The organism is Streptomyces sp. NPDC057854, assembly GCF_042797055.1.
GTDB lineage: Bacteria > Actinomycetota > Actinomycetes > Streptomycetales > Streptomycetaceae > Streptomyces.
The window spans coordinates 75,083-95,234 of record NZ_JBHVMF010000012.1 but is presented as its reverse complement, the minus strand read 5'-3'; the positions used below and the strand labels follow the sequence as shown (position 1 = coordinate 95,234).

General features: G+C 72.4%; 18 protein-coding genes. 2 read left to right on the top strand and 16 right to left on the bottom strand.

The window, feature by feature from the left end:
* Positions 1-22: 22 nt before the first annotated feature.
* The 16 genes from ACFVQZ_RS18990 to pgsA all read right to left on the bottom strand — a co-directional run bounded on the left by ACFVQZ_RS18990 (position 23) and on the right by pgsA (position 15,776).
* Positions 23-2,473: a bifunctional (p)ppGpp synthetase/guanosine-3',5'-bis(diphosphate) 3'-pyrophosphohydrolase gene (locus ACFVQZ_RS18990; protein ID WP_030493582.1), complete on the bottom strand. Its 2,451-nt coding sequence runs from the start codon at positions 2,471-2,473 to the stop codon at positions 23-25.
* A 246-nt stretch (positions 2,474-2,719) separates the two neighbouring features.
* Positions 2,720-3,271 carry an adenine phosphoribosyltransferase gene (locus ACFVQZ_RS18985; protein ID WP_030493581.1) on the bottom strand — a complete coding sequence of 184 codons (552 nt, stop codon included), beginning with the start codon at positions 3,269-3,271 and terminating at the stop codon, positions 2,720-2,722.
* Entirely contained in the window at positions 3,268-4,341 is a 1,074-nt protein-coding gene (secF, locus tag ACFVQZ_RS18980; RefSeq protein ID WP_030493580.1) for a protein translocase subunit SecF, read from the bottom strand. Before secF ends, ACFVQZ_RS18985 begins: the two co-directional genes overlap by 4 nt.
* 1 nt (position 4,342) lies before the next feature.
* Positions 4,343-6,136 carry a protein translocase subunit SecD gene (gene secD, locus ACFVQZ_RS18975; RefSeq protein ID WP_030493579.1) on the bottom strand — a complete coding sequence of 598 codons (1,794 nt, stop codon included), beginning with the start codon at positions 6,134-6,136 and terminating at the stop codon, positions 4,343-4,345.
* Between the two features lie 153 nt (positions 6,137-6,289).
* Positions 6,290-6,727 (bottom strand): preprotein translocase subunit YajC, encoded by a 438-nt coding sequence (gene yajC, locus ACFVQZ_RS18970; protein WP_030493578.1) that lies wholly within the window; start codon positions 6,725-6,727, stop codon positions 6,290-6,292.
* Between the two features lie 202 nt (positions 6,728-6,929).
* Complete coding sequence (gene ruvB, locus ACFVQZ_RS18965) at positions 6,930-8,009, bottom strand: Holliday junction branch migration DNA helicase RuvB (RefSeq protein WP_346169540.1); 1,080 nt, start codon at positions 8,007-8,009, stop codon at positions 6,930-6,932.
* 38 nt (positions 8,010-8,047) lie between these two features.
* Positions 8,048-8,677 (bottom strand): Holliday junction branch migration protein RuvA, encoded by a 630-nt coding sequence (ruvA, locus tag ACFVQZ_RS18960; protein ID WP_030493576.1) that lies wholly within the window; start codon positions 8,675-8,677, stop codon positions 8,048-8,050.
* The gene (gene ruvC, locus ACFVQZ_RS18955) at positions 8,674-9,204 is read right to left on the bottom strand and encodes a crossover junction endodeoxyribonuclease RuvC (protein WP_030493575.1); all 531 of its coding nucleotides are present in this window, start codon (positions 9,202-9,204) and stop codon (positions 8,674-8,676) included. Before ruvC ends, ruvA begins: the two co-directional genes overlap by 4 nt.
* Positions 9,205-9,315: 111 nt before the next feature.
* On the bottom strand, positions 9,316-10,068 hold the full coding sequence (locus ACFVQZ_RS18950; protein ID WP_030493574.1) for a YebC/PmpR family DNA-binding transcriptional regulator: 753 nt from the start codon (positions 10,066-10,068) through the stop codon (positions 9,316-9,318).
* A gap of 63 nt (positions 10,069-10,131) precedes the next feature.
* The gene (pdxT, locus tag ACFVQZ_RS18945) at positions 10,132-10,722 is read right to left on the bottom strand and encodes a pyridoxal 5'-phosphate synthase glutaminase subunit PdxT (protein ID WP_030493573.1); all 591 of its coding nucleotides are present in this window, start codon (positions 10,720-10,722) and stop codon (positions 10,132-10,134) included.
* A 5-nt stretch (positions 10,723-10,727) separates the two neighbouring features.
* A complete protein-coding gene (gene pdxS, locus ACFVQZ_RS18940) occupies positions 10,728-11,714 on the bottom strand; it encodes a pyridoxal 5'-phosphate synthase lyase subunit PdxS (protein WP_383624034.1) in 987 nt (328 codons plus the stop codon).
* 58 nt (positions 11,715-11,772) lie between these two features.
* Positions 11,773-12,315 carry a hypothetical protein gene (locus tag ACFVQZ_RS18935; protein ID WP_383624032.1) on the bottom strand — a complete coding sequence of 181 codons (543 nt, stop codon included), beginning with the start codon at positions 12,313-12,315 and terminating at the stop codon, positions 11,773-11,775.
* Between the two features lie 11 nt (positions 12,316-12,326).
* Entirely contained in the window at positions 12,327-12,962 is a 636-nt protein-coding gene (locus ACFVQZ_RS18930) for an MBL fold metallo-hydrolase (RefSeq protein ID WP_383624029.1), read from the bottom strand.
* Positions 12,963-13,057: 95 nt separating this feature from the next.
* Complete coding sequence (locus ACFVQZ_RS18925) at positions 13,058-14,212, bottom strand: glycosyltransferase family 4 protein (RefSeq protein WP_030493569.1); 1,155 nt, start codon at positions 14,210-14,212, stop codon at positions 13,058-13,060.
* Positions 14,209-15,114, bottom strand: coding sequence for a phosphatidylinositol mannoside acyltransferase (locus tag ACFVQZ_RS18920; protein WP_030493568.1), 906 nt, complete (start codon positions 15,112-15,114; stop codon positions 14,209-14,211). Before ACFVQZ_RS18920 ends, ACFVQZ_RS18925 begins: the two co-directional genes overlap by 4 nt.
* Complete coding sequence (pgsA, locus tag ACFVQZ_RS18915) at positions 15,111-15,776, bottom strand: phosphatidylinositol phosphate synthase (protein WP_030493567.1); 666 nt, start codon at positions 15,774-15,776, stop codon at positions 15,111-15,113. Before pgsA ends, ACFVQZ_RS18920 begins: the two co-directional genes overlap by 4 nt.
* A gap of 268 nt (positions 15,777-16,044) precedes the next feature.
* Here pgsA and ACFVQZ_RS18910 point away from each other — a divergent pair, with 268 nt between their 5' ends.
* Together ACFVQZ_RS18910 and ACFVQZ_RS18905 are read left to right on the top strand one after the other, a co-directional pair.
* Entirely contained in the window at positions 16,045-18,252 is a 2,208-nt protein-coding gene (locus ACFVQZ_RS18910) for an elongation factor G-like protein EF-G2 (protein WP_030493566.1), read from the top strand.
* A gap of 175 nt (positions 18,253-18,427) precedes the next feature.
* Positions 18,428-20,086: a hypothetical protein gene (locus ACFVQZ_RS18905; RefSeq protein WP_030493565.1), complete on the top strand. Its 1,659-nt coding sequence runs from the start codon at positions 18,428-18,430 to the stop codon at positions 20,084-20,086.
* Positions 20,087-20,152 lie beyond the last annotated feature (66 nt).

The following is a 20,152-nucleotide window of genomic DNA, read 5'->3' as shown; positions in this document are numbered from 1 at the left end:
GGGGCCCTTCTCGTGCGTAGGGCTACGGCCTTCGCGCGCTCGTCACGCGGTACACGTCGTACACGCCCTCCACGCCGCGGACCGCCTTGAGGACGTGGCCCAGGTGTTTGGGGTCGCCCATCTCGAAGGTGAAGCGGGAGGTGGCGACGCGGTCGCGGGAGGTCTGGACGGCCGCCGAGAGGATGTTGACGTGCTGGTCCGAGAGGACGCGGGTGACGTCGGAGAGGAGCCGGGAGCGGTCCAGGGCCTCGACCTGGATGGCGACCAGGAAGACCGAGGACTGGGTGGGGGCCCACTCGACGTCCAGGATCCGCTCGGGTTCCCGGGAGAGCGACTCGACGTTGACGCAGTCGCTGCGGTGCACGGAGACGCCGCTGCCGCGGGTGACGAAGCCGATGATCGGGTCGCCGGGGACCGGGGTGCAGCAGCGGGCCAGCTTGACCCACACGTCCTCGACGCCCTTGACGACGACGCCCGGGTCGGCGTTGGAGCGGCGCTTGGAGCGGCCGCGGGTCGGCGGGGCCGCCTCCTCGATGTCCTCGGTGGCCGCCTCCTCGCCGCCGAGTGCCTGCACCAGCTTCTGCACGATGGACTGGGCGGTGACGTGGCCCTCGCCGATCGCCGCGTACAGCGAGGAGATGTCGTTGTACCGCATCTCGTGGGCGAGGGTGACGAGGGAGTCGCCGGTGAGGATCCGCTGGATCGGCAGGTTCTGCTTGCGCATGGCCCGCGCGATGGCGTCCTTGCCCTGCTCGATGGCCTCGTCGCGGCGCTCCTTGGAGAACCAGGCGCGGATCTTGTTGCGGGCGCGCGGGGACTTGACGAAGCCGAGCCAGTCGCGGGACGGGCCGGCGCCGGCGGCCTTGGAGGTGAAGACCTCGACCAGGTCGCCGTTGTCGAGGGTGGATTCGAGCGGCACGAGCCGCCCGTTCACCCGCGCGCCTATGGTTCGGTGGCCGACCTCGGTGTGGACCGCGTACGAGAAGTCGACCGGGGTGGCGCCGGCGGGCAGCGCGATGACGTCGCCCTTGGGGGTGAAGACGAAGACCTCGTTGCGGGACAGGTCGAAGCGGAGGGACTCCAGGAACTCGCCCGGGTCCTCGGTCTCCTTCTGCCAGTCGAGCAGCTGGCGCAGCCACGCCATGTCGTTGAGGTGGTCGTCCTTGCCGCCGCCCTTGGGCACGTCGGTGCGGATCTTGGAGGCGCCGGCGACGGCCTCCTGCTTGTACTTCCAGTGCGCGGCGATGCCGTACTCGGCGCGGCGGTGCATGTCGAAGGTGCGGATCTGCAGTTCGACGGGCTTGCCGTTGGGTCCGATGACCGTCGTGTGCAGCGACTGGTACATGTTGAACTTCGGCATCGCGATGTAGTCCTTGAACCGGCCGGGGACCGGGTTCCATCGCGCGTGGACGGTGCCGAGGGCCGCGTAGCAGTCGCGGACGGTGTCCACGAGGACGCGGATGCCGACCAGGTCGTAGATCTCCGCGAAGTCCCGGCCGCGGACGATCATCTTCTGGTAGACGCTGTAGTAGTGCTTGGGGCGGCCGGTGACGGTCGCCTTGATGCGGGCGGCGCGCAGGTCGGCCTGGACCTCGTCGGTCACTATGGCCAGGTACTCGTCGCGCTTGGGGGCGCGCTCGGCGACGAGGCGGACGATCTCGTCGTACATCTTGGGGTAGAGGATCGCGAAGGCGAGGTCCTCCAGCTCCCACTTGATGGTGTTCATGCCCAGCCGGTGCGCCAGCGGGGCGTAGATCTCCAGGGTCTCGCGGGCCTTCTTCTCCTGCTTCTCCCGCTTGAGGTAGCGCATGGTGCGCATGTTGTGCAGGCGGTCGGCGAGCTTGATGACCAGGACGCGCGGATCCTTGGCCATGGCGACGACCATCTTGCGGACGGTCTCGGCCTGCGCGGCCTCACCGAACTTGACCTTGTCGAGCTTGGTGACGCCGTCGACGAGGAGGGCGACCTGGTCGCCGAAGTCCCTGCGGAGGGTGTCGAGGCCGTACTCGGTGTCCTCGACGGTGTCGTGGAGGAGGCCGGCCATCAGGGTCGCCGGGTCCATGCCGAGCTCGGCGAGGATCGTGGTGACGGCGAGCGGGTGGGTGATGTACGGGTCGCCGCTCTTGCGCTTCTGGCCGCGGTGCCAGCGCTCGGCGACCTGGTAGGCCCGCTCGATCTGGCGCAAAGTGGCCGTTTCGATCTTCGGGTCGTTGGAGCGGACGATCCGCAGCAGGGGTTCGAGGACCGGGTTGTACGGCGACGAGCGCTGCACGCCGAGGCGGGCGAGGCGGGCCCGCACCCGGTTCGAGGAGCCGCCGGAGCGGGTCGGCGCGGGGGCCGGCGGAGGAGCGGGCGCAGCAGGCTTCGGCCTGTTCTCCGCAGGCTTGTTCGGGGGCGTGCCGGTCCCCTGCGCGGCCTGGTCGGCCTGGGGGTCGGGCTGCGCGGCGGAGAGTGACTGGGCCTCGTCTGGCAAAGAGCGCTCCTCTGGGGTCCCCCCGGACGGGGTCTGGGGGAGGTTCCGGGTCCCCCGGTCAGGCCCGGAAAGGCCATCGTATCGAGCCATGACGCGCCGTGCTCACGCGCCCGGGTGGCGGACGGGCCCCACGGCACCGCCTCTCCGGCCCCTTCCGGGGACGTACCGGGACAAACACACAGGGGCGCCCCGGGAATTCCCGGGGCGCCCCTGGCCGGAATCCGGAGGATTCGTCGCGGACGCGTCTCAGACGGTGATCAGCGCGGTGAGCGGAGCGCCGTGGAGGGCCGGTTCCAGGCGGGCGCGGCCCGGGAGGAAACCGAGCTCCATGAGGACCGCGACGCCCGCGACCTCGGCGCCGGCGCGGCGGATCAGCTCGATGGACGCCTCGGCGGTGCCGCCGGTGGCGAGGACGTCGTCGATGACCATGACGCGGTCGCCCGCGGCCAGGTCCTCGGCGTGCACCTCGATCTCGGCGGTGCCGTACTCCAGCTCGTACGCCTGCCGGAGCGTGGCGCCGGGCAGCTTGCCGGCCTTGCGGACCGGGACGAAGCCCAGGCCCGCGCGGACGGCGACCGGCGCGGCGAGGATGAAGCCGCGGGCCTCCAGGCCGACGATCTTGGTCGCGCCCTGCGCGGTGCAGAGGGCGGCGAGGGCGTCGGTGAGAGCCGTGAACGCCTCCGGGTCCGCGAGCAGCGGCGTGATGTCCTTGAACAGCACGCCCGGCTTCGGGTAGTCGGGGACGTCGCGGATGCGGCTGAGCAGCAGGCCGGTCACGTCCTGGGCCTCGGCCGTCATCGGCGCGGCTCCTCGGCGCGGCCCCGGCGGGCCGCACGGGGGCCGACGACCGCGGTCTCGGCCGCGCCGGTGCCGTCGTCGAGGCCGTCCTCGGCGCGGGCGGAGCCGGAGGCGCGCTTGGCGAGCACCCGCTTCCGCAGCGCCTTGATCGCCGGCTCGCGCTCCTTGAGGTCGGCGACGAGCGGGGTGGCGATGAAGATCGAGGAGTAGGCACCGGCGGCCAGACCCACGAAGAGCGACAGCGAGATGTCGTTGAGCATGCCGGCGCCGAGGACACCGCCGCCGATGAAGAGCAGGCCCGCGACGGGCAGCAGCGCCACGACGGTGGTGTTGATGGAGCGGACCAGGGTGCCGTTGATCGACCGGTTGGCCATCTCGCTGTAGGTGAAGCGGGTCTGCTTCGTGAGGTCCTTCGTCTGCTCCTTGAGGGAGTCGAAGACGACGACGGTGTCGTACAGCGAGTAGCCGAGGATGGTCAGCAGACCGATCACCGTGCCGACCGTGACCTCGAAGCCGACCAGCGAGTAGATGCCGACGGTGATGGTGAGGTCGTGGATCAGCGCGATCAGTGCCGCGACGGCCATTCTCCATTCGAAGGCGATCGCCAGGTAGATCACCACGAGGATCATGAAGACGCCGAGGCCGGTCCACGCCTTGTTGGCGATCTGCTCGCCCCAGCTGGGGCCGACCAGCTCGGCGGCGATCTTGTCCTCGGGGAGGTTCAGGTCCTCGGCCAGCTGGGTGCGGACCTTGTCGGACTGCTCGGTGTCGAGGCCGCCGACCTGGATGCGCAGCGAGCCGTTGCCGAGCTGCTGGACGATGGCGTCGTGACCGGACGCCTCCTCCGCGTACTCGGTGGCCTGGCTGACGGTGACGTCGGTCTTCGGGGTGGTGAAGACGGCGCCGCCCTGGAACTCGATGCCCATGTTGAGGCCGCGGACGGCCAGGGCGACGATGGCCGTGATGGTGATCAGGACGGAGAGGCCGTACCAGATCTTGCGGTTGCCGATGAAGTCGTAGCCGACCTCACCGCGGTGGAGCCGGGCGCCGAGATCGCCGAGCTTCGACATCTCACGCCTCCTTCGGTTCGACGGCGCCGGCGGCGCCGGCGGCGGGGGCGGTACGGCGGGCACGGCGCAGCGGCGGCTTGGCGCCGAGGCTCTTCGGGTCCAGGCCGGACAGCTTGTGGCCGTTGCCGAAGAACTTCGTGCGGGCGAGCAGGGTCATCACCGGCTTGGTGAAGAGGAACACCACGACGACGTCGAGCAGGGTGGTGAGGCCGAGCGTGAACGCGAAGCCCTGGACCTTGCCGACGGTGACGATGAAGAGCACCGCGGCGGCCAGGAACGACACGAAGTCGGAGACCAGGATGGTGCGGCGGGCGCGCGGCCAGGCGCGCTCGACGGCCGGGCGCAGGGTGCGGCCCTCGCGGATCTCGTCGCGGATGCGCTCGAAGTACACGATGAACGAGTCGGCGGTGATGCCGATGGCGACGATGGCGCCGCAGACGGCCGGCAGGTTGAGCGCGAAGCCGATGGCCGGGCCGAGCAGCGCCATGATCACGTAGGTGAGCAGGGCGGAGACGCCGAGGCTGAGGATCGCGATGAACGACAGGCCGCGGTAGTAGACCACCAGGTAGACGATGACCAGGCCGAGACCGATGGCGCCGGCGATGAGACCGGCCTCCAGCTGCTCGCCGCCGAGGGCGGCAGTGACGGTGTCGACGCTCTGGGTGTCGAAGGAGAGCGGCAGGGCGCCGTAGGCGAGGATGTTGCCGAGGTCCTGCGCGGACTGCTGGTTGAAGCTGCCGGAGATCTGCGCGTTGGCGCTCAGCGTGGTCTGGACGCGGGGCGCGGAGACGACCTCGCCGTCGAGCACGATCGCGAACTGGTTCTGCGGCTCGGCCTGCTGCGACAGCTTGCTGGTGATCGACTGGAACTTCTTCGAGCCGGCGTCCGTGAACTCCATGTCCACGATCCACTGGCCGGTCTGCTGGTCGATGGCGGCCTTGGCGTCGTCGACGTCACGGCCCTCGACCTCGGCGGGGCCGAGGATGTACTTCTCCCACTGGCCGATCGCGTTCTTGCCGCAGGCGACGATGGTGTCGGTGGGCTTGGTGCCGGCCGCGGCGGCGGTGCGCTGCTTGGGGTCCAGGCAGTTCAGGGTGGTGAACTTCTGCTGGAGGGCGGCCGTGGCGGCGTCCGCGGACGGGGTCGGCTGCGGGGTGCCGGTCGCCTTCGGGGTGGCGCTCGTCTTCGGCGTGCCGGAGGCGGAGCCGGTGGGGGTGGGCGTGCCGGTGGCGTTCGGGGCCTTGAGGGCCTCGGAGAGGGCACGGCCCTGGGTGGAGGCGGTGGCGGTCGGCGTGGCCGGCTTCTTCTCGCCCACCGAGGCGGAGGCGGAGGGCTTCGGCGTCGCCGAACCGGAGGGGGTCGCCGTGGGCGCGGCCTCTGGAGCGGCGGCCGCGACGGTGAGCACGGGCCGGAAGTACAGCTGGGCGGTGGTGCCGACCTGCTCGCGGGCCTGCTTCTCGTTCGTCCCCTTGGGGATGTTGACGATGATGTTCTCGCGGCCCTGCGTCTGGACCTCGGCCTCGGAGACGCCGAGACCGTTGACACGGCGCTCGATGATGCCGACCGCCGTGTTCATGTTGGTCTCGTTGACCGCGGACTCCTGGCCGGGCTCCGCCTTGGCCTTGAGCGTGATCGACGTGCCGCCGGCGAGGTCGATGCCGAGGCGCGGGGTGGTGTGCCCCGACCAGAACATGCCGCCGGTGAGCGCGACCATGGCGATCAGAATGAGTGCCAGGGCGCGGCCCGGCCGGCTCTGTCCCCCCGCCGGCCTTCGGCCCTTCTTCGGTGCTGCCACCTGTCGTTTCTCCCTGTCCAAACCGTCCGGGCGCCGGTGGGGCGCACGGAGGCCACGAAGTGTGTGTGGGGCCTTCCCCCGCAGACGTCGGACCGTTCCCGGCCGCGGCCACGCCGGTGGGCGTGGGCCGCGGGGCCGGGGGCGTCGTTTCCCTTACTTCGCCTCGGTCTCGCCGTCGGCCTTGCCGTCCTTCTCGACCTCGGCCTCGGCCGGGTCCGCCTTCTTCGTCAGGTCGGCCTTGGGGGCCTCGTCGGCGTCGGTCAGCGAGGAGGCGTCGTCCGGGACGACGGTGCCGGTCTCGTCGGCGGCGTCCTCGTCGGTGTCGCCGTGGACGATCCGGTTGTACTCGGCGTCGTCGAGGACGGCGCCGATCGCGTTCTTCGCGTAGACGGCGTGGACGCCGGGCGCGACCTCGAGCAGGACGGTCTCGTCCTGGATCTCCTTGACGGTGGCGTACATTCCCCCGATCGTGCGTACGCCGGTGCCGGGCTGCATCTGGTTGCGCATCTCCGCCGCCTGCTGCTGCTTCTTCTTGGCAGAGCGGGTCATCAGGAACATCGCCCCGATGAGCACGATGAACGGGAGGAGCATGCCGATGTTATTCACGGGACGGAAATCCTTCGCACGGTCACGGAGAACCCGCGGCCTGGTCTTCGGGGGTGGGTACGCCGACCAGAAAGGGCGGCATCGGCGGAGTCTAGGCGAGTCCGCATCGATGGAACAACGCCCAGCATGGCACCGTGGTTCCTGGTCGGGCGAGACTCCGCGCCGTCACCCACCCGTCACAGCGACCTCAGGAGCCGAACAGCCCCTGTTGTCCCGGTCCGGCCCCGGCCGGGCCCGCGGCCTGCGGCGGGACCAGTCCGAGGTGGGTCCAGGCGGCGGGGGTGGCGACCCGGCCGCGGGGGGTGCGGGCCAGCAGTCCCTCGCGTACGAGGAAGGGCTCGGCGACCTCCTCGACGGTCTCGCGCTCCTCCCCCACGGCGACGGCGAGGGTGGAGAGGCCGACGGGTCCGCCGCCGAAGAGCTTCAGCAGGGCTTCCAGGACGGCCCGGTCGAGGCGGTCGAGGCCGCGGCTGTCCACCTCGTACACGCCGAGGGCGGCGCCGGCGATCTCCCGGGTGATCACGCCGTCGGCCCTGACCTGGGCGTAGTCGCGGACGCGGCGCAGCAGCCGGTTGGCGATGCGGGGGGTGCCGCGGGAGCGGCCGGCGATCTCGGCGGCGCCGGCGGGGTCGATCTCCACGTCGAGGAGGCCGGCGGAGCGGGTGACGACGCGCTCCAGCTCGTGCGGCTCGTAGAACTCCATGTGGGCGGTGAAGCCGAAGCGGTCGCGGAGCGGGGGCGGCAGCAGTCCGGCCCGGGTGGTGGCGCCGACCAGGGTGAAGGGCGGCAGGTCGAGGGGGATGGCGGTGGCGCCGGGGCCCTTGCCGACGATGACGTCGACGCGGAAGTCCTCCATCGCCATGTAGAGCATCTCCTCGGCGGGCCGGGACATGCGGTGGATCTCGTCGAGGAAGAGGATCTCGCCCTCCTGGAGGGAGGAGAGGATCGCGGCGAGGTCGCCGGCGTGCTGGATGGCGGGGCCGGAGGTGATCCTGATCGGCGCGTTCATCTCTGCGGCGATGATCATCGACAGGGTGGTCTTGCCGAGGCCGGGGGCGCCCGAGAGCAGGACGTGGTCGGCGGTGGCGCCGCGCTGGCGGGCGGCCTTGAGGACGAGGTCGAGCTGCTGGCGGACCTTCTCCTGGCCGATGAACTCGCCGAGGTCCTTGGGGCGGAGCGCGGCCTCGACGGCCTGGTCGTCGCCCTCGGCGGCGGCGCCGACGATCCGCTCCTCGTGGGCGGATGCCGTCTCGTCGTCCCAGTTCACGGTGGTGTCTTCCTTCGTACGGGCGGGGCTGCGGGCGGTCAGCGGGCGCGGTTGAGCGTCTGCAGGGCGGCGCGCAGCAGCTGGGGCACGGGCGCGGAGCCGGTCTCGGCGAGCGCGGCCTCGGCCTGCGGGGTGACGGCGGCGACCGCTTCCTCCGCCTCGCGGCTCGCGTAGCCGAGGCCGACGAGGGCGGCGGTGAGCTGCTCGGTCCAGGGGGCGGGGGCGGCGGCGACGGCGCGCTGTCCGACGAGTCCGCTGCTGCCGAGGGGCTGGCCGAGCTTGTCCTTCAGCTCCAGCAGCAGCTTCTGGGCGCCCTTCTTGCCGATGCCGGGGACGGCGGTGAGGGCCTTCTCGTCGCCGGTGGAGACGGCGAGGCGCAGCGCGTCGGGGCTGTGGACGCCGAGCATGGCCTGGGCGAGCCGGGGTCCGACGCCGCTGGCGGTCTGGAGCAGTTCGAAGACCTGGCGCTCGTCGTCGTCCGCGAAGCCGTACAGGGTGAGGGAGTCCTCCCGGACGACGAGGGAGGTGGCGAGCCGGGTGTGCTCGCCGACGCGGAGGCCCGCGAGGGTGTTGGGGGTGCACTGGACGGCCATCCCGACGCCGCCGACCTCGACGACGGCGGTGGTGGGGGCGACGGCGGCGACCGGGCCGCTGACGAAGGCGATCATGACGTGCGGCCTTTCGAGGCGTGCAGGGCGACGGCCTGCTGGAGGCGGTTCTGCGCGGGGGCGCGCCAGATGTGGCAGATGGCGAGGGCGAGGGCGTCGGCGGCGTCGGCCGGCTTGGGCGGGGCGGCGAGCCGGAGCAGCCGGGTGACCATGGCGCCGACCTGGGCCTTGTCGGCGCGGCCGGAGCCGGTGACGGCCGCCTTGACCTCGCTGGGGGTGTGCAGGGCGACGGGGATGCCGCGCCGGGAGGCGCAGAGCATGGCGACGGCGCTGGCCTGTGCGGTGCCCATCACCGTACGGACGTTGTGCTGGCTGAACACCCGCTCGACGGCGACCAGTTCGGGCCGGTAGCGGTCGAGCCACTCCTCGATGCCGCGCTCGATGCCGACGAGGCGGTGGCCGATGTCGGCGTCGGACGGGGTGCGGACGACGCCGACGCCGAGCATGGTGAGCGGCCGTCCGGCGACGCCTTCGACGACCCCGACACCGCAGCGGGTGAGTCCCGGGTCGACCCCCAGTACGCGCACGCCGCCCCCTCCGTTCGATCGGCTATTCGTGCAGGCTATCGGGTGCCACTGACAACGCAGCGGGCCGACGGGGGTGTGTCCCCGTCGGCCCGCTGTGCGGAAGGCCGGCCGTCAGGCGTCGACCTTCGCCATGACCTCGTCGCTGACGTCGAAGTTGGCGAAGACGTTCTGCACGTCGTCGCTGTCCTCCAGGGCGTCGATCAGCTTGAAGATCTTGCGCGCGCCCTCCTCGTCGAGCTCGACCTGCATGGTCGGGACGAAGCTGGAGTCGGCCGAGTCGTAGTCGATGCCGGCCTCCTGGAGCGCGGTGCGGACCGCGACCAGGTCGGTGGCCTCGCTGAGCACCTCGAAGGTCTCGCCGAGGTCGTTGACCTCCTCGGCGCCGGCGTCGAGGACGGCGCCGAGGACGTCGTCCTCGGTCAGCTCGCCCTTGGGGACGATCACGACGCCCTTGCGGTTGAACAGGTACGACACCGAGCCCGGGTCGGCCATGGAGCCGCCGTTGCGGGTCATGGCGACGCGCACGTCGGAGGCGGCGCGGTTGCGGTTGTCGGTGAGGCACTCGATGAGCACCGCGACGCCGTTCGGGCCGTAGCCCTCGTACATGATCGTCTCGTAGTCGACGCCGCCGGCCTCGAGACCGCCTCCGCGCTTGATCGCCGAGTCGATGTTCTTGTTGGGGACCGACGACTTCTTGGCCTTCTGCACGGCGTCGAACAGCGTCGGGTTGCCGTCCAGGTCGGCGCCGCCGGTACGGGCCGCGACCTCGATGTTCTTGATCAGCTTCGCGAAGAGCTTGCCGCGCTTGGCGTCGATCACGGCCTTCTTGTGCTTCGTCGTAGCCCATTTAGAGTGGCCGGACATCTGCCTGTCTCCTTCGCGTAACCCACTTCTTGAACGAACCCCAGTGATCCTACCGGGACTCGTTCACCGCTCGCCGCGCACCATGTCGACGAAGAGCCCGTGGATCCGGTGGTCGCCGGTGAGCTCCGGGTGGAACGAGGTCGCGAGCGCGTTGCCCTGCCGGACGGCGACGATGTGGCCGTCGTGCTCGGCGAGCACCTCGGTCGCGGCGCCGACGGACTCCACCCAGGGGGCGCGGATGAAGACGCCCTCGACGGGCGTGGCGATGCCGGCGACGGTGACGCCCGCCTCGAAGGACTCGTTCTGCCGGCCGAAGGCGTTGCGGCGGACGATCATGTCGATGCCGCCGAACGTCTCCTGGCCCGAGCGCGGGTCGAGGATCTTGTCGGCGAGCATGATCAGGCCGGCGCAGGTGCCGTAGACGGGCATGCCCGCGGCGATCCGCTCGCGGACCGGCTCCATCAGGCCGAAGAGGACGGCCAGCTTGGAGATGGTGGTGGACTCGCCGCCGGGGAGGACCAGGCCGTCGACCTCGGCGAGTTCTTCGGGGCGCCGGACCGGCCTGGCCACGGCGTCCGCCGCGGCCAGGGCGATCAGGTGCTCCCGGACGTCGCCCTGGAGGGCCAGGACGCCGATCACGGGGGTGGTGCTCATCGGTGTTACCAGCCCCGGTTGGCGTAGCGCTCGGACTCGGGGAGGGTGTCGCAGTTGATGCCGACCATGGCCTCGCCGAGGTTGCGGGAGGCGTCCGCGATGACCTTCGGGTCGTCGTAGAAGGTGGTGGCCTTCACGATGGCGGCGGCGCGCTTGGCCGGGTCGCCCGACTTGAAGATGCCGGAGCCGACGAAGACGCCCTCGGCGCCGAGCTGGCGCATCAGCGCGGCGTCGGCGGGGGTGGCGACGCCACCGGCGGAGAACAGGACCACGGGGAGCTTGCCGAGCTCGGCCACCTCCTTGACGAGCTCGTACGGGGCGCGCAGCTCCTTGGCGGCGGCGAAGAGCTCGTTGTTGTCGTAGCCGCGCAGCTTGGCGATCTCGTTCTTGATCTGGCGCAGGTGGCGGACGGCCTCGACGACGTTGCCGGTGCCGGCCTCGCCCTTGGAGCGGATCATCGCCGCGCCCTCGGCGATGCGGCGCAGGGCCTCGCCCAGGTTGGTGGCGCCGCAGACGAAGGGGGTGGTGAAGGCCCACTTGTCGGAGTGGTTGATCTCGTCGGCCGGGGTGAGGACCTCGGACTCGTCGATGTAGTCGACGCCGAGGGACTGGAGGACCTGGGCCTCGACGAAGTGGCCGATGCGGGACTTGGCCATCACCGGGATGGACACCGCGCCGATGATCTCCTCGATCATGTTCGGGTCGGACATGCGGGCCACGCCGCCGTCCTTGCGGATGTCCGCGGGGACGCGCTCCAGGGCCATGACGGCCACGGCGCCGGCGTCCTCGGCGATCTTCGCCTGCTCGGCGTTGACCACGTCCATGATCACGCCGCCCTTGAGCTGCTCGGCCATGCCGCGCTTCACGCGGGCGGTGCCGGTCTCGGGGGTCTGGGGGGTGGTGGAGCTGGACACGGAAACCTCACTCGTGACAACGGGTTCAACGGTGCGTTGACGACTAGAGCGAGGAAACAGGCCACGACCGGTCCACATCAAGGGCCAATGTGCAGCCGGTGGATCCTTTTGGCGGGAATCCGAGGCCGCGGCGGGCTCAGGACGGGCGATCGGCCAGGGCCACCGGCGGTTCGTCGTCCATTTCGAAGGCCATCGGGAAGGGCGCGTGGCCCGCGAGCCGGAACCAGCGGACCTTGCGGTGCCGGCGCAGGGCGCGGGCGGCCCGGACGGCGTCGTTGTGGAAGCGGCGGGCCATCGGGACCCGGCGGACCGCGGCGGCCAGCTCCCCCGCCGCCGCCTCGCCGCCGGGCGCCTCGCGTACGAGCTCCACCTGCTCGGGCTCGCCGAAGACGGCCCGCAGCGCCTGGCTCAGCTCGCTCTCGGCGACCTCCCGGTGGTCCTCCTCCGCCTGCCGGGCCGCGTGCGCCGCCTCGTACAGGACGATCGAGGCGGCCGGGTCGAGGACGCCGGAGGTGGCCAGTTCCTGGGCGACCGAGGCCCGCCGGAGCAGCTGGGCGTCGAGCGCGGCGCGCGCCGCGTCGATGCGGGTGTGCAGCCGGTCGAGCCGGCCGGCGGTCCAGCTGAGGTAGACGCCGATGAGGATCAGCGCGACGACGGTCCAGATCAGGGTTTCGGTCACGGGCGCACAGGCTACCCGGGCGGGGGCAGCGCCCCTTCCCAAAGGGCGTGGTCGTGGGCGAACAGGACACGGACCGGCCGGCCGTCCGCGAGTGCGGCGAGCCGGCCGAGCCAGGGCCGGTACGGCGTCCCGAACGCGTCCGCGCGGTCGTACGCCTGCCCCGCGAGGACCGTCAGCCGGTCGCCGTGGTCGAGGACGAGCGACTGGTGCCCGTCGACGTGGCCGGGCGTCGGCACGATCCGCAGCCCCGGGGCGATCTCGTGCTCGCCGTCGATCTCCGTCCAGGCGACGCCGGGCAGCAGGGAGTCGATCGTGTAGTCGCCCGCCCGCGCGGCGGCGAGTTCGCGGCGCTGGACGAGGGCGGGGGTGCCGGGGAAGCGCTGGTTGCCGCCGATGTGGTCGAAGTGCAGGTGGCAGTTGACGAGGAGGTCCACGCCGGCGGGCGGGACGGTGAGGGGCCGGCGGACGATCCGGTAGTGGGCGTCGGTCTCGGGCGACCCCTCGCCCATGCCGGTGTCGAAGAGGAGGGTGCCGGAGGGGGGGCGGACCAGGTAGGCGAGCGCGGGCTCCACGCGCGCGTGGACGCCGCCGTACTCCTCGGCGGGGCGGGTGAAGGACCCGAGGTCGAGTCGCGTGACGTCGATCATGCGCCCAGGGTGCTCTCCGGCGCCCGCCCGGGGCGCCCGTTCCGCCGGGGGCGGAACGCACGGAGAGCGCGGAGCGCTACAGCCCCGGCGGAGCGCTACAGCCCCAGCCGGGCCCGCAGGCCGCCCGTCCGCTCGTCCGTGTCGACCGCCGCCGCCCCGTCCGTCACCGTCTCGTACACCGCGAGGATGTCCGCGCCGACCGTCGACCAGTCGAAGCGCCGTACGTGCGCCGAGCCGCGCGCGCTCAGTTCCGCGCGCCGCGCGGGGTCGCCGAGCAGCCGGACCGCCGCCTTCGCGAGGGCGTCCGCGTCCTCGTTGGCGAACAGCTCGCCCGCCGCGCCCTGGTCGAGGACCTGCGCGAACGCGTCCAGGTCGGCCGCGAGGACCGGCGCGCCGGCCGACAGCGCCTCGACGAGGATGATGCCGAACGACTCGCCGCCGGTGTTGGGCGCCACGTACACGTCGACGCTGCGCAGCAGCCGCGCCTTGTCCTCGTCGCTGACCATGCCGAGGAACTCCACCCGGGAGCGCATCTCGGCCGGAAGCGAGGCCACCGCCTCCTCCTCGTCGCCGCGCCCGGCGACCAGGAGCCGGGTGTCCGGCCGCTCGGCGAGGATCTGCGGCAGCGCCTTCATCAGGACCGGCAGGCCCTTGCGGGGCTCGTCGATCCGCCCGATGAAGCCCAGCGTCCCGCCCTGCCACTCGGCCTTTGGCTCCGCGCCGGCGAAGAAGCCGACGTCGACGCCGTTGGGGATGACGACGGCGTCGCCGCCGAGGTGCTCCACCAGGGTCCGGCGGGCGTACTCGCTGACCGCGATCCGGGCGCTGATCTTCTCCAGCGCCGGCTGGAGGATCGGATAGGCGGCGATCATCGCCCGCGAGCGCGGGTTCGAGGTGTGGAAGGTGGCCACGATCGGGCCCTGCGCCGCCCAGCAGGTGAGCAGCCCCAGCGACGGGGAGGTCGGCTCGTGGATGTGGACGACGTCGAAGGTGCCGTCGTGCAGCCAGCGGCGGACCCGGGCGGCGGAGAGGAAGCCGAAGCTGAGCCGGGCCACCGAGCCGTTGTACGACACGGGCACCGCGCGGCCGGCGGAGACGACGTACGGGGGCAGCGGGGTGTCGTCGTCGGCGGGGGCGAGGACGGAGACCTCGTGGCCGAGCCGGATCAGGTGCTCGGCGAGGTCGCGGATGTGGAACTGGACGCCGCCCGGTACGTCCCAGGAGTACGGGCAGACGATCCCGATCTTCACGGTGTGCGCTCCTCCAGGTCGGCCAGCCAGAGGCGCTGGAGCATGTGCCAGTCCTCCGGGTGGTCCGCGATCGCCCCGGCGAAGACATCCGCGAGGGCCTGTGTCATCCGGGACGCCTTTTCGGCCCGGGTGCCTGACTCGGGCACGTCGAGCGGCGCGTGCACCTGGCCCTGCATGGTGTCGGAGCCGTCGTACCAGAGGGTGACCGGCAGGAGCAGGGCGCCGGTCTGGAGCGCGAGCATGGCGGGGCCCGCGGGCATCCGGGTGGGCTCCCCGAAGAAGGAGACCTCGACGCCGGAGGAGGACAGGTCCCGGTCGGCGACCAGGCAGACCAGGCCGCCGGCGCGCAGCCGCCGGGCGAGGGTCCCGAAGGCGGCGCCGCCGGTGTGCGGCAGCACCTCCATGCCGAGGGACTCGCGGTAGGCGACGAAGCGGTCGTACAGCGACTCGGGCTTGAGCCGCTCGGCGACGGTGGTGAAGGGCACGCCGAGGGCGCGGGTCACCCAGACGCCGGCCAGGTCCCAGTTCCCCATGTGCGGCAGGGCGAGGACGACGCCCCGGCCGGACGCGAGGGCGTCCTTCAGGTGGTGGACGTCCTTGGGCGCGAAGCCGTTCGCGGCCCGCTCGCGGCTCCAGGTGGGCAGCCGGAAGGACTCCATCCAGTAGCGCATGTACGAGCGCATGCCGGCCCGCGACAGCGCGGCGAGCCGTTCGGGCGTGGCGTCCGGCACCACGCGCGCGAGGTTGGCCTCCAGCCGCAGCACGCCCTTGCCGCGCCGCTTCCAGACGGTGTCGGCGATCCGCCGGCCGAGGGCCCTGGCGGCCGGCTCGGGGAGCTTCTTGACGGTCGCCCAGCCGAGCCCGTACAGCCCGTCCGCGATCCGGTCCTTCACCGCGCTCACGTGGTCGCCCCGCCTCCCCCTGCCGCCGCGGCGGCGTCGGCCTCCGCGGCCTCCCTGCGTACCGTCACGACCCGCTGTCCCAGGGTCACCGCCGAGCCGGCGGCGACGATCCACAGCGCGATCGGCAGCAGCACGTCGATCCCCGGCACCCCGAAGGCGTGCAGTCCGGCCAGGCCCGCGGCGACCAGCGAGATCACCAGCCGCTCGGCCCGCTCGACCAGGCCGTTCACCGCGACCGGCAGGCCAATCGATTCGCCTCGCGCCTTGGTGTACGAGACGACCTGGCCGCTCGCCAGGCAGAAGATCGCCACCGCGCACAGCACGTTGTCGTCGCCGCGGCCCGCGTACCAGAGCGCGAAGCCGCCGAAGATCGCCCCGTCGGCGACCCGGTCGAGGGTCGAGTCGAGGAAGGCGCCCCAGCGGCTGGAGATCCCGGCCTGGCGGGCCATGTTGCCGTCGACGAGGTCGGAGAAGACGAAGAGCGTGATCACGATCGTGCCCCAGAAGAACTCGCCCCTGGGGAAGAAGACCAGCGCGCCGGCGACCACTCCCGCCGTGCCGATCAGCGTCACGGCGTCGGGGCTGACGCCCCGGCGGAGGAGAAACGCGGCGAACGGTGTGAGGACACGCGTAAAAAACGCACGCGCGTACTTGTTCAGCATGGCCTTCCCGAGGTTTCGGCGGGCCGCGCGGTCCCATGACCACCGGCTCACCCATCGTAGCCACGCGCGTGGCGCCGCACGGGAGCGCACCCGCCCCGCCGCGTCGGCGTACCCCGGCGGGCCCACGGCCGTACGACGGATGGACGCGTCCCGGGGGCGGTGCCAAGCTCGGAGGAGAGCATCCGCGGGCCCGCCGGGGCGGCGCCCCGACGCCGCTCCCCCGCGCCCGCTCCCACCCCCTCACCGCCTCGCAGCCGGGAGGACCACCATGGGCGACAAGGCGCACTCCCCCGCCGGAGCCGCCGGCAGGGCACCGACGGCCGACCGGCCCTCGGACATACGGAACGTGGTGCTGGTCGGCCACAGCGGCTCGGGCAAGACGACGCTGGTCGAGGCGCTCGCCCAGACCGCCGGCGCGCTGGTCAGACCCGGGCGGGTGGAGGACGGGGCGACCGTCTCCGACCACGACGAGATCGAGCACCGGCAGCACCGCTCCGTCCAGCTGTCGCTGGTGCCGGTCGGCTGGCAGGGCCACAAGATCAATCTGCTCGACACCCCCGGGTACGCCGACTTCGTCGGGGAGCTGAGGGCCGGTCTGCGCGCGGCGGACGCGGCCCTCTTCGTCGTCTCGGCCGCGCAGGAGGCCGACGCGGTCGCCGCGTCCACCCGGATGGTCTGGGAGGAGTGCGCGGCCGTCGGCATGCCGCGCGCCATCGTCGTCACCCACCTCGACACGGCCCGCACCGGCTACGACGAGCTGACCGCGGTCTGCGCCGGGCTCTTCGGCGGCGACGACCCCGACGCCGTCCTCCCCCTCCACCTGCCGGTGTACGGCCCCGAGGGCCCGGACGGGCACGCGCCCGTGACCGGTCTGGCCGACCTGCTCGGGGAGCGGGTCCTCGACTACGCCACGGGCGAGCGGCGCGAGCTGCCGCCCGGCGACGCCGACCGGGAGGCCGTCGCCGCGGCCCGGGCCCGGCTCATCGAGGGGATCATCGCCGAGAGCGAGGACGAGACCCTGATGGACCGCTACCTCGGCGGCGAGGAGGTCGACGTGGGGACCCTCGTCGGCGACCTGGAGAAGGCGGTCGCCCGGGGCGGGTTCCACCCGGTGCTCGCCGCCGCGCCCGCGGCGGCGAGCGGCGGCCAGGGCCTCGGCACGGTCGAACTCCTGGAGCTGATCACCCGCGGCTTCCCCTCGCCGCTGGAGCACGAGCCGCCCGCCGTCACCACCCCGGACGGCGAGCCCCGGCCGCCGCTCGCCTGCGACCCCGACGGGCCGCTGGTCGCCGAGGTCGTGAAGACGGCCGCCGACCCGTACCAGGGACGGCTCTCGCTCGTCCGGGTCTTCTCGGGCACGCTCCGGCCCGACGAGACCGTCCACGTCTCCGGGCACGGCCTCGCCGGACGCGGCCACGAGGACCACGACGCCGACGAACGGGTCGGCGCCCTCACCTCCCCCTTCGGCAAGCAGCAGCGGCCGGTGCCGCACTGCGTCGCCGGGGACCTGGCCTGCGTGGCACGGCTGAGCCGCGCCGAGACCGGCGACACCCTCTCCGCCAAGGACGATCCGCTGCTGATCGAGCCGTGGCCGATGCCCGAGCCGCTGCTGCCGCTCGCCGTCGAGGCGCACAGCAAGGCCGACGAGGACCGGCTCTCGCAGGGCCTGGCCAAGCTGGTCGCCGAGGACCCGACGCTGCGCCTGGAGCAGAACCAGGACACCGGCCAGGTCGTGCTGTGGTGCCTGGGCGAGGCCCACCAGGACGTCGTCCTGGAGCGGCTGCGCGGCCGGCACGGGGTGCGCGTCGACGCCGTCCCGTACCGGGTGCCGCTGCGGGAGACCTTCGGCGCCCCCGCGTCCGGCCGCGGCCGGCACGTGAAGCAGTCCGGCGGGCACGGGCAGTTCGCCATCTGCGAGATCGACGTCGAACCGCTCCCGCCGGGCAGCGGCATCGAGTTCGTGGACGAGGTGGTGGGCGGCGCGGTGCCCCGCCCGTTCATCGGCTCCGTCGAGAAGGGCGTCCGCGCCCAGGCCGCGCGCGGGGTCGCCGCCGGGCACCCGCTGGTCGACGTGCGGGTCACCCTCAAGGACGGCAAGGCCCACTCGGTGGACTCCTCCGACGCGGCCTTCCAGACGGCGGGCGCGCTCGCGCTGCGCGAGGCCGCCGCCGGCGTCCCCGTCCACCTGCTGGAGCCGGTCGCCGAGGTGCGGGTGCTCGTCCCCGACGAGTACGTCGGCGCGGTGATGAGCGACCTGTCCGGCCGGCGCGGCCGGGTCGTCGGCACCGACCAGGCCGGGCCGGGCCGCACGGTCGTCCGGGCCGAGGTCCCGGAGATCGAGATCGGCCGGTACGCGATCGACCTGCGGTCCGTCTCGCACGGCACGGGCCGTTTCGACCGCAGCTACGCCCGGCACGAGCCGATGCCCACCCAGATCGCCGAACGCTTCCGCGAACAGGCCGGAAAGCGCTCCTAGTTGACGCGGCGTCCGGTTGCTCCGCCCGCCCGGCCCGAACCGGGCGGGCGGGTTCCGGTCGCGGTTGTCCACAGGCGGTGACGCATACCACGCCGCCCGGTTACGCTGTGGTGCCCAGCTCGGAAGGTGTGCGGGGCGCGGCAGTCGGGAACAGCCCGCACAGGTACTCGCGGTGATGGGGGCGGAAGTGTCGATCGACGGTTTCGGACCGGGGGCTCAGATCCCGCTCCAGGGCGGCAGCGGCCTGACCGGGGCGACGAACGCGCTGGCGTCCGCCGCGTACCGGGACAGCCCCCTGGAGACCATCCAGGAAGCCGACAGCGAGCACTACAAGACCACGCTCAAGAAGGGGAAGTGGGAGAAGCTCTTCCGCCCAGACCTGGGCGAGGCGTTCTCCCGCGCCGTGCAGGTCCGCATGCTCGGCGGCGGCCGCAAGGCCCTCATCCAGTCGTTCGGCGCCGAGCCGCAGCCGGTCGTCGAGCACTGCCTGGCCGCCACCCACATCCGCCGCCGCCGCGACGTGAAGCTGACCCTCATCACCTTCTTCTGCGGCGTCCTCTTCCTGCCCGGCCTGCTGCTCTGGCTCGGCCTCATCCACCTGCGCCGCATCGCCGCGGGCTCCGACAACAAGAAGACGAGCGCGATCGGCACGGTCCTGTTGTGGGCCTTCGGGATCGTCGCCGTCCTGATCCTCCTCCGGCTCCCGTGGGACGGGCTGCTGACCAACTACCTGCGCCTGATGATGGTCGCGCCGGTCGCCGGCTGGTACCTCGCGAGCCGGGTGTGCCTGCGGACCGCCGTCGACCTCCGCGACCGCTGGACCGGACTGCTCAGCGGCGGCGGCGTCGGCGCCCACGTCCCCGGCTCCGTCCCCACCGACCCGGGCGAGAAGTCGGCGGAGGAGCTGCGGCTCAACCTGGAGAAGCTCTCCGCCGAGCAGCAGTCCAACGTCGTCTTCTACGCCGGCTCCAAGGGCGTCCTCGGCCTCGGCACCCGCTGGGGCAGCTGGACCCTCGCCGAGGAGCTGGTCCCCGTGGACGGCCTGGAGATGCACGAGTTCCGCGCCTGGGACCTGGTCCGCAAGATCCACGACCAGCTCACCCTGCTGGAGCGGGGCTCCCTGAAGTCCGGCTTCCCCAAGCCGACCGTGAAGCACTGGATCGTCTCCCCCGTCGGCGAGGGCGCCGACGAGGTCACCCGCCCCGAGGGCGACAACATCGTCCACTTCCAGGTCAAGCCGCACGAGATACAGCGCATCTGCAACGAGCAGCAGTTCGGCGCCGGCAACCGCCACTACCTGGGCGTCCAGTTCACCCTCTGGGACGGGAACCTGGTGCTGACCATGATGGTCACCGTCACCTCGCTCCACCACACCCTGCGCATCGAGGTGACCGGCCACGCGCTGGGCCCCGTCCACGGCCTCTTCACCACCAAGCCCAAGGCGAAGACCAGGGAGGTCTCCAAGACCGTCCGGTTCTGGGAGACGAAGGAGATCCCGCAGCCGCTGCTCGGCACCGACGACATCGTCCGGCTCGCGGTCCGCGCCCCGCTCACCTGGTACCCGCCGGTCCTGGACTTCCTCGGCGGCAAGATGACCCTCCCGGAGCCCTTCGGCCTGCGGCACGTCTGGGCCGGCCCGCTCTGGAAGAACCGGTTCATGGCCGACGACGCCATCCGCATGGCCACGCCCGTGCTCCGCGCCGTGCACACCGCGACCATCCGCTTCCTCGACGCGCACAACGTCGACACCGAGCGTTTCACCAACCGCGCGCTCGTCCTCGGCGGGAACGTGCAGGACCCCGGCCCGAAGAAGGCCGACGTCTACGACGCCTGACCGCCTCCGCGGCGGGACGCCGACGGCCCCGGGGCGCGCGCCCCGGGGCCGTACGGACGGCGGGAG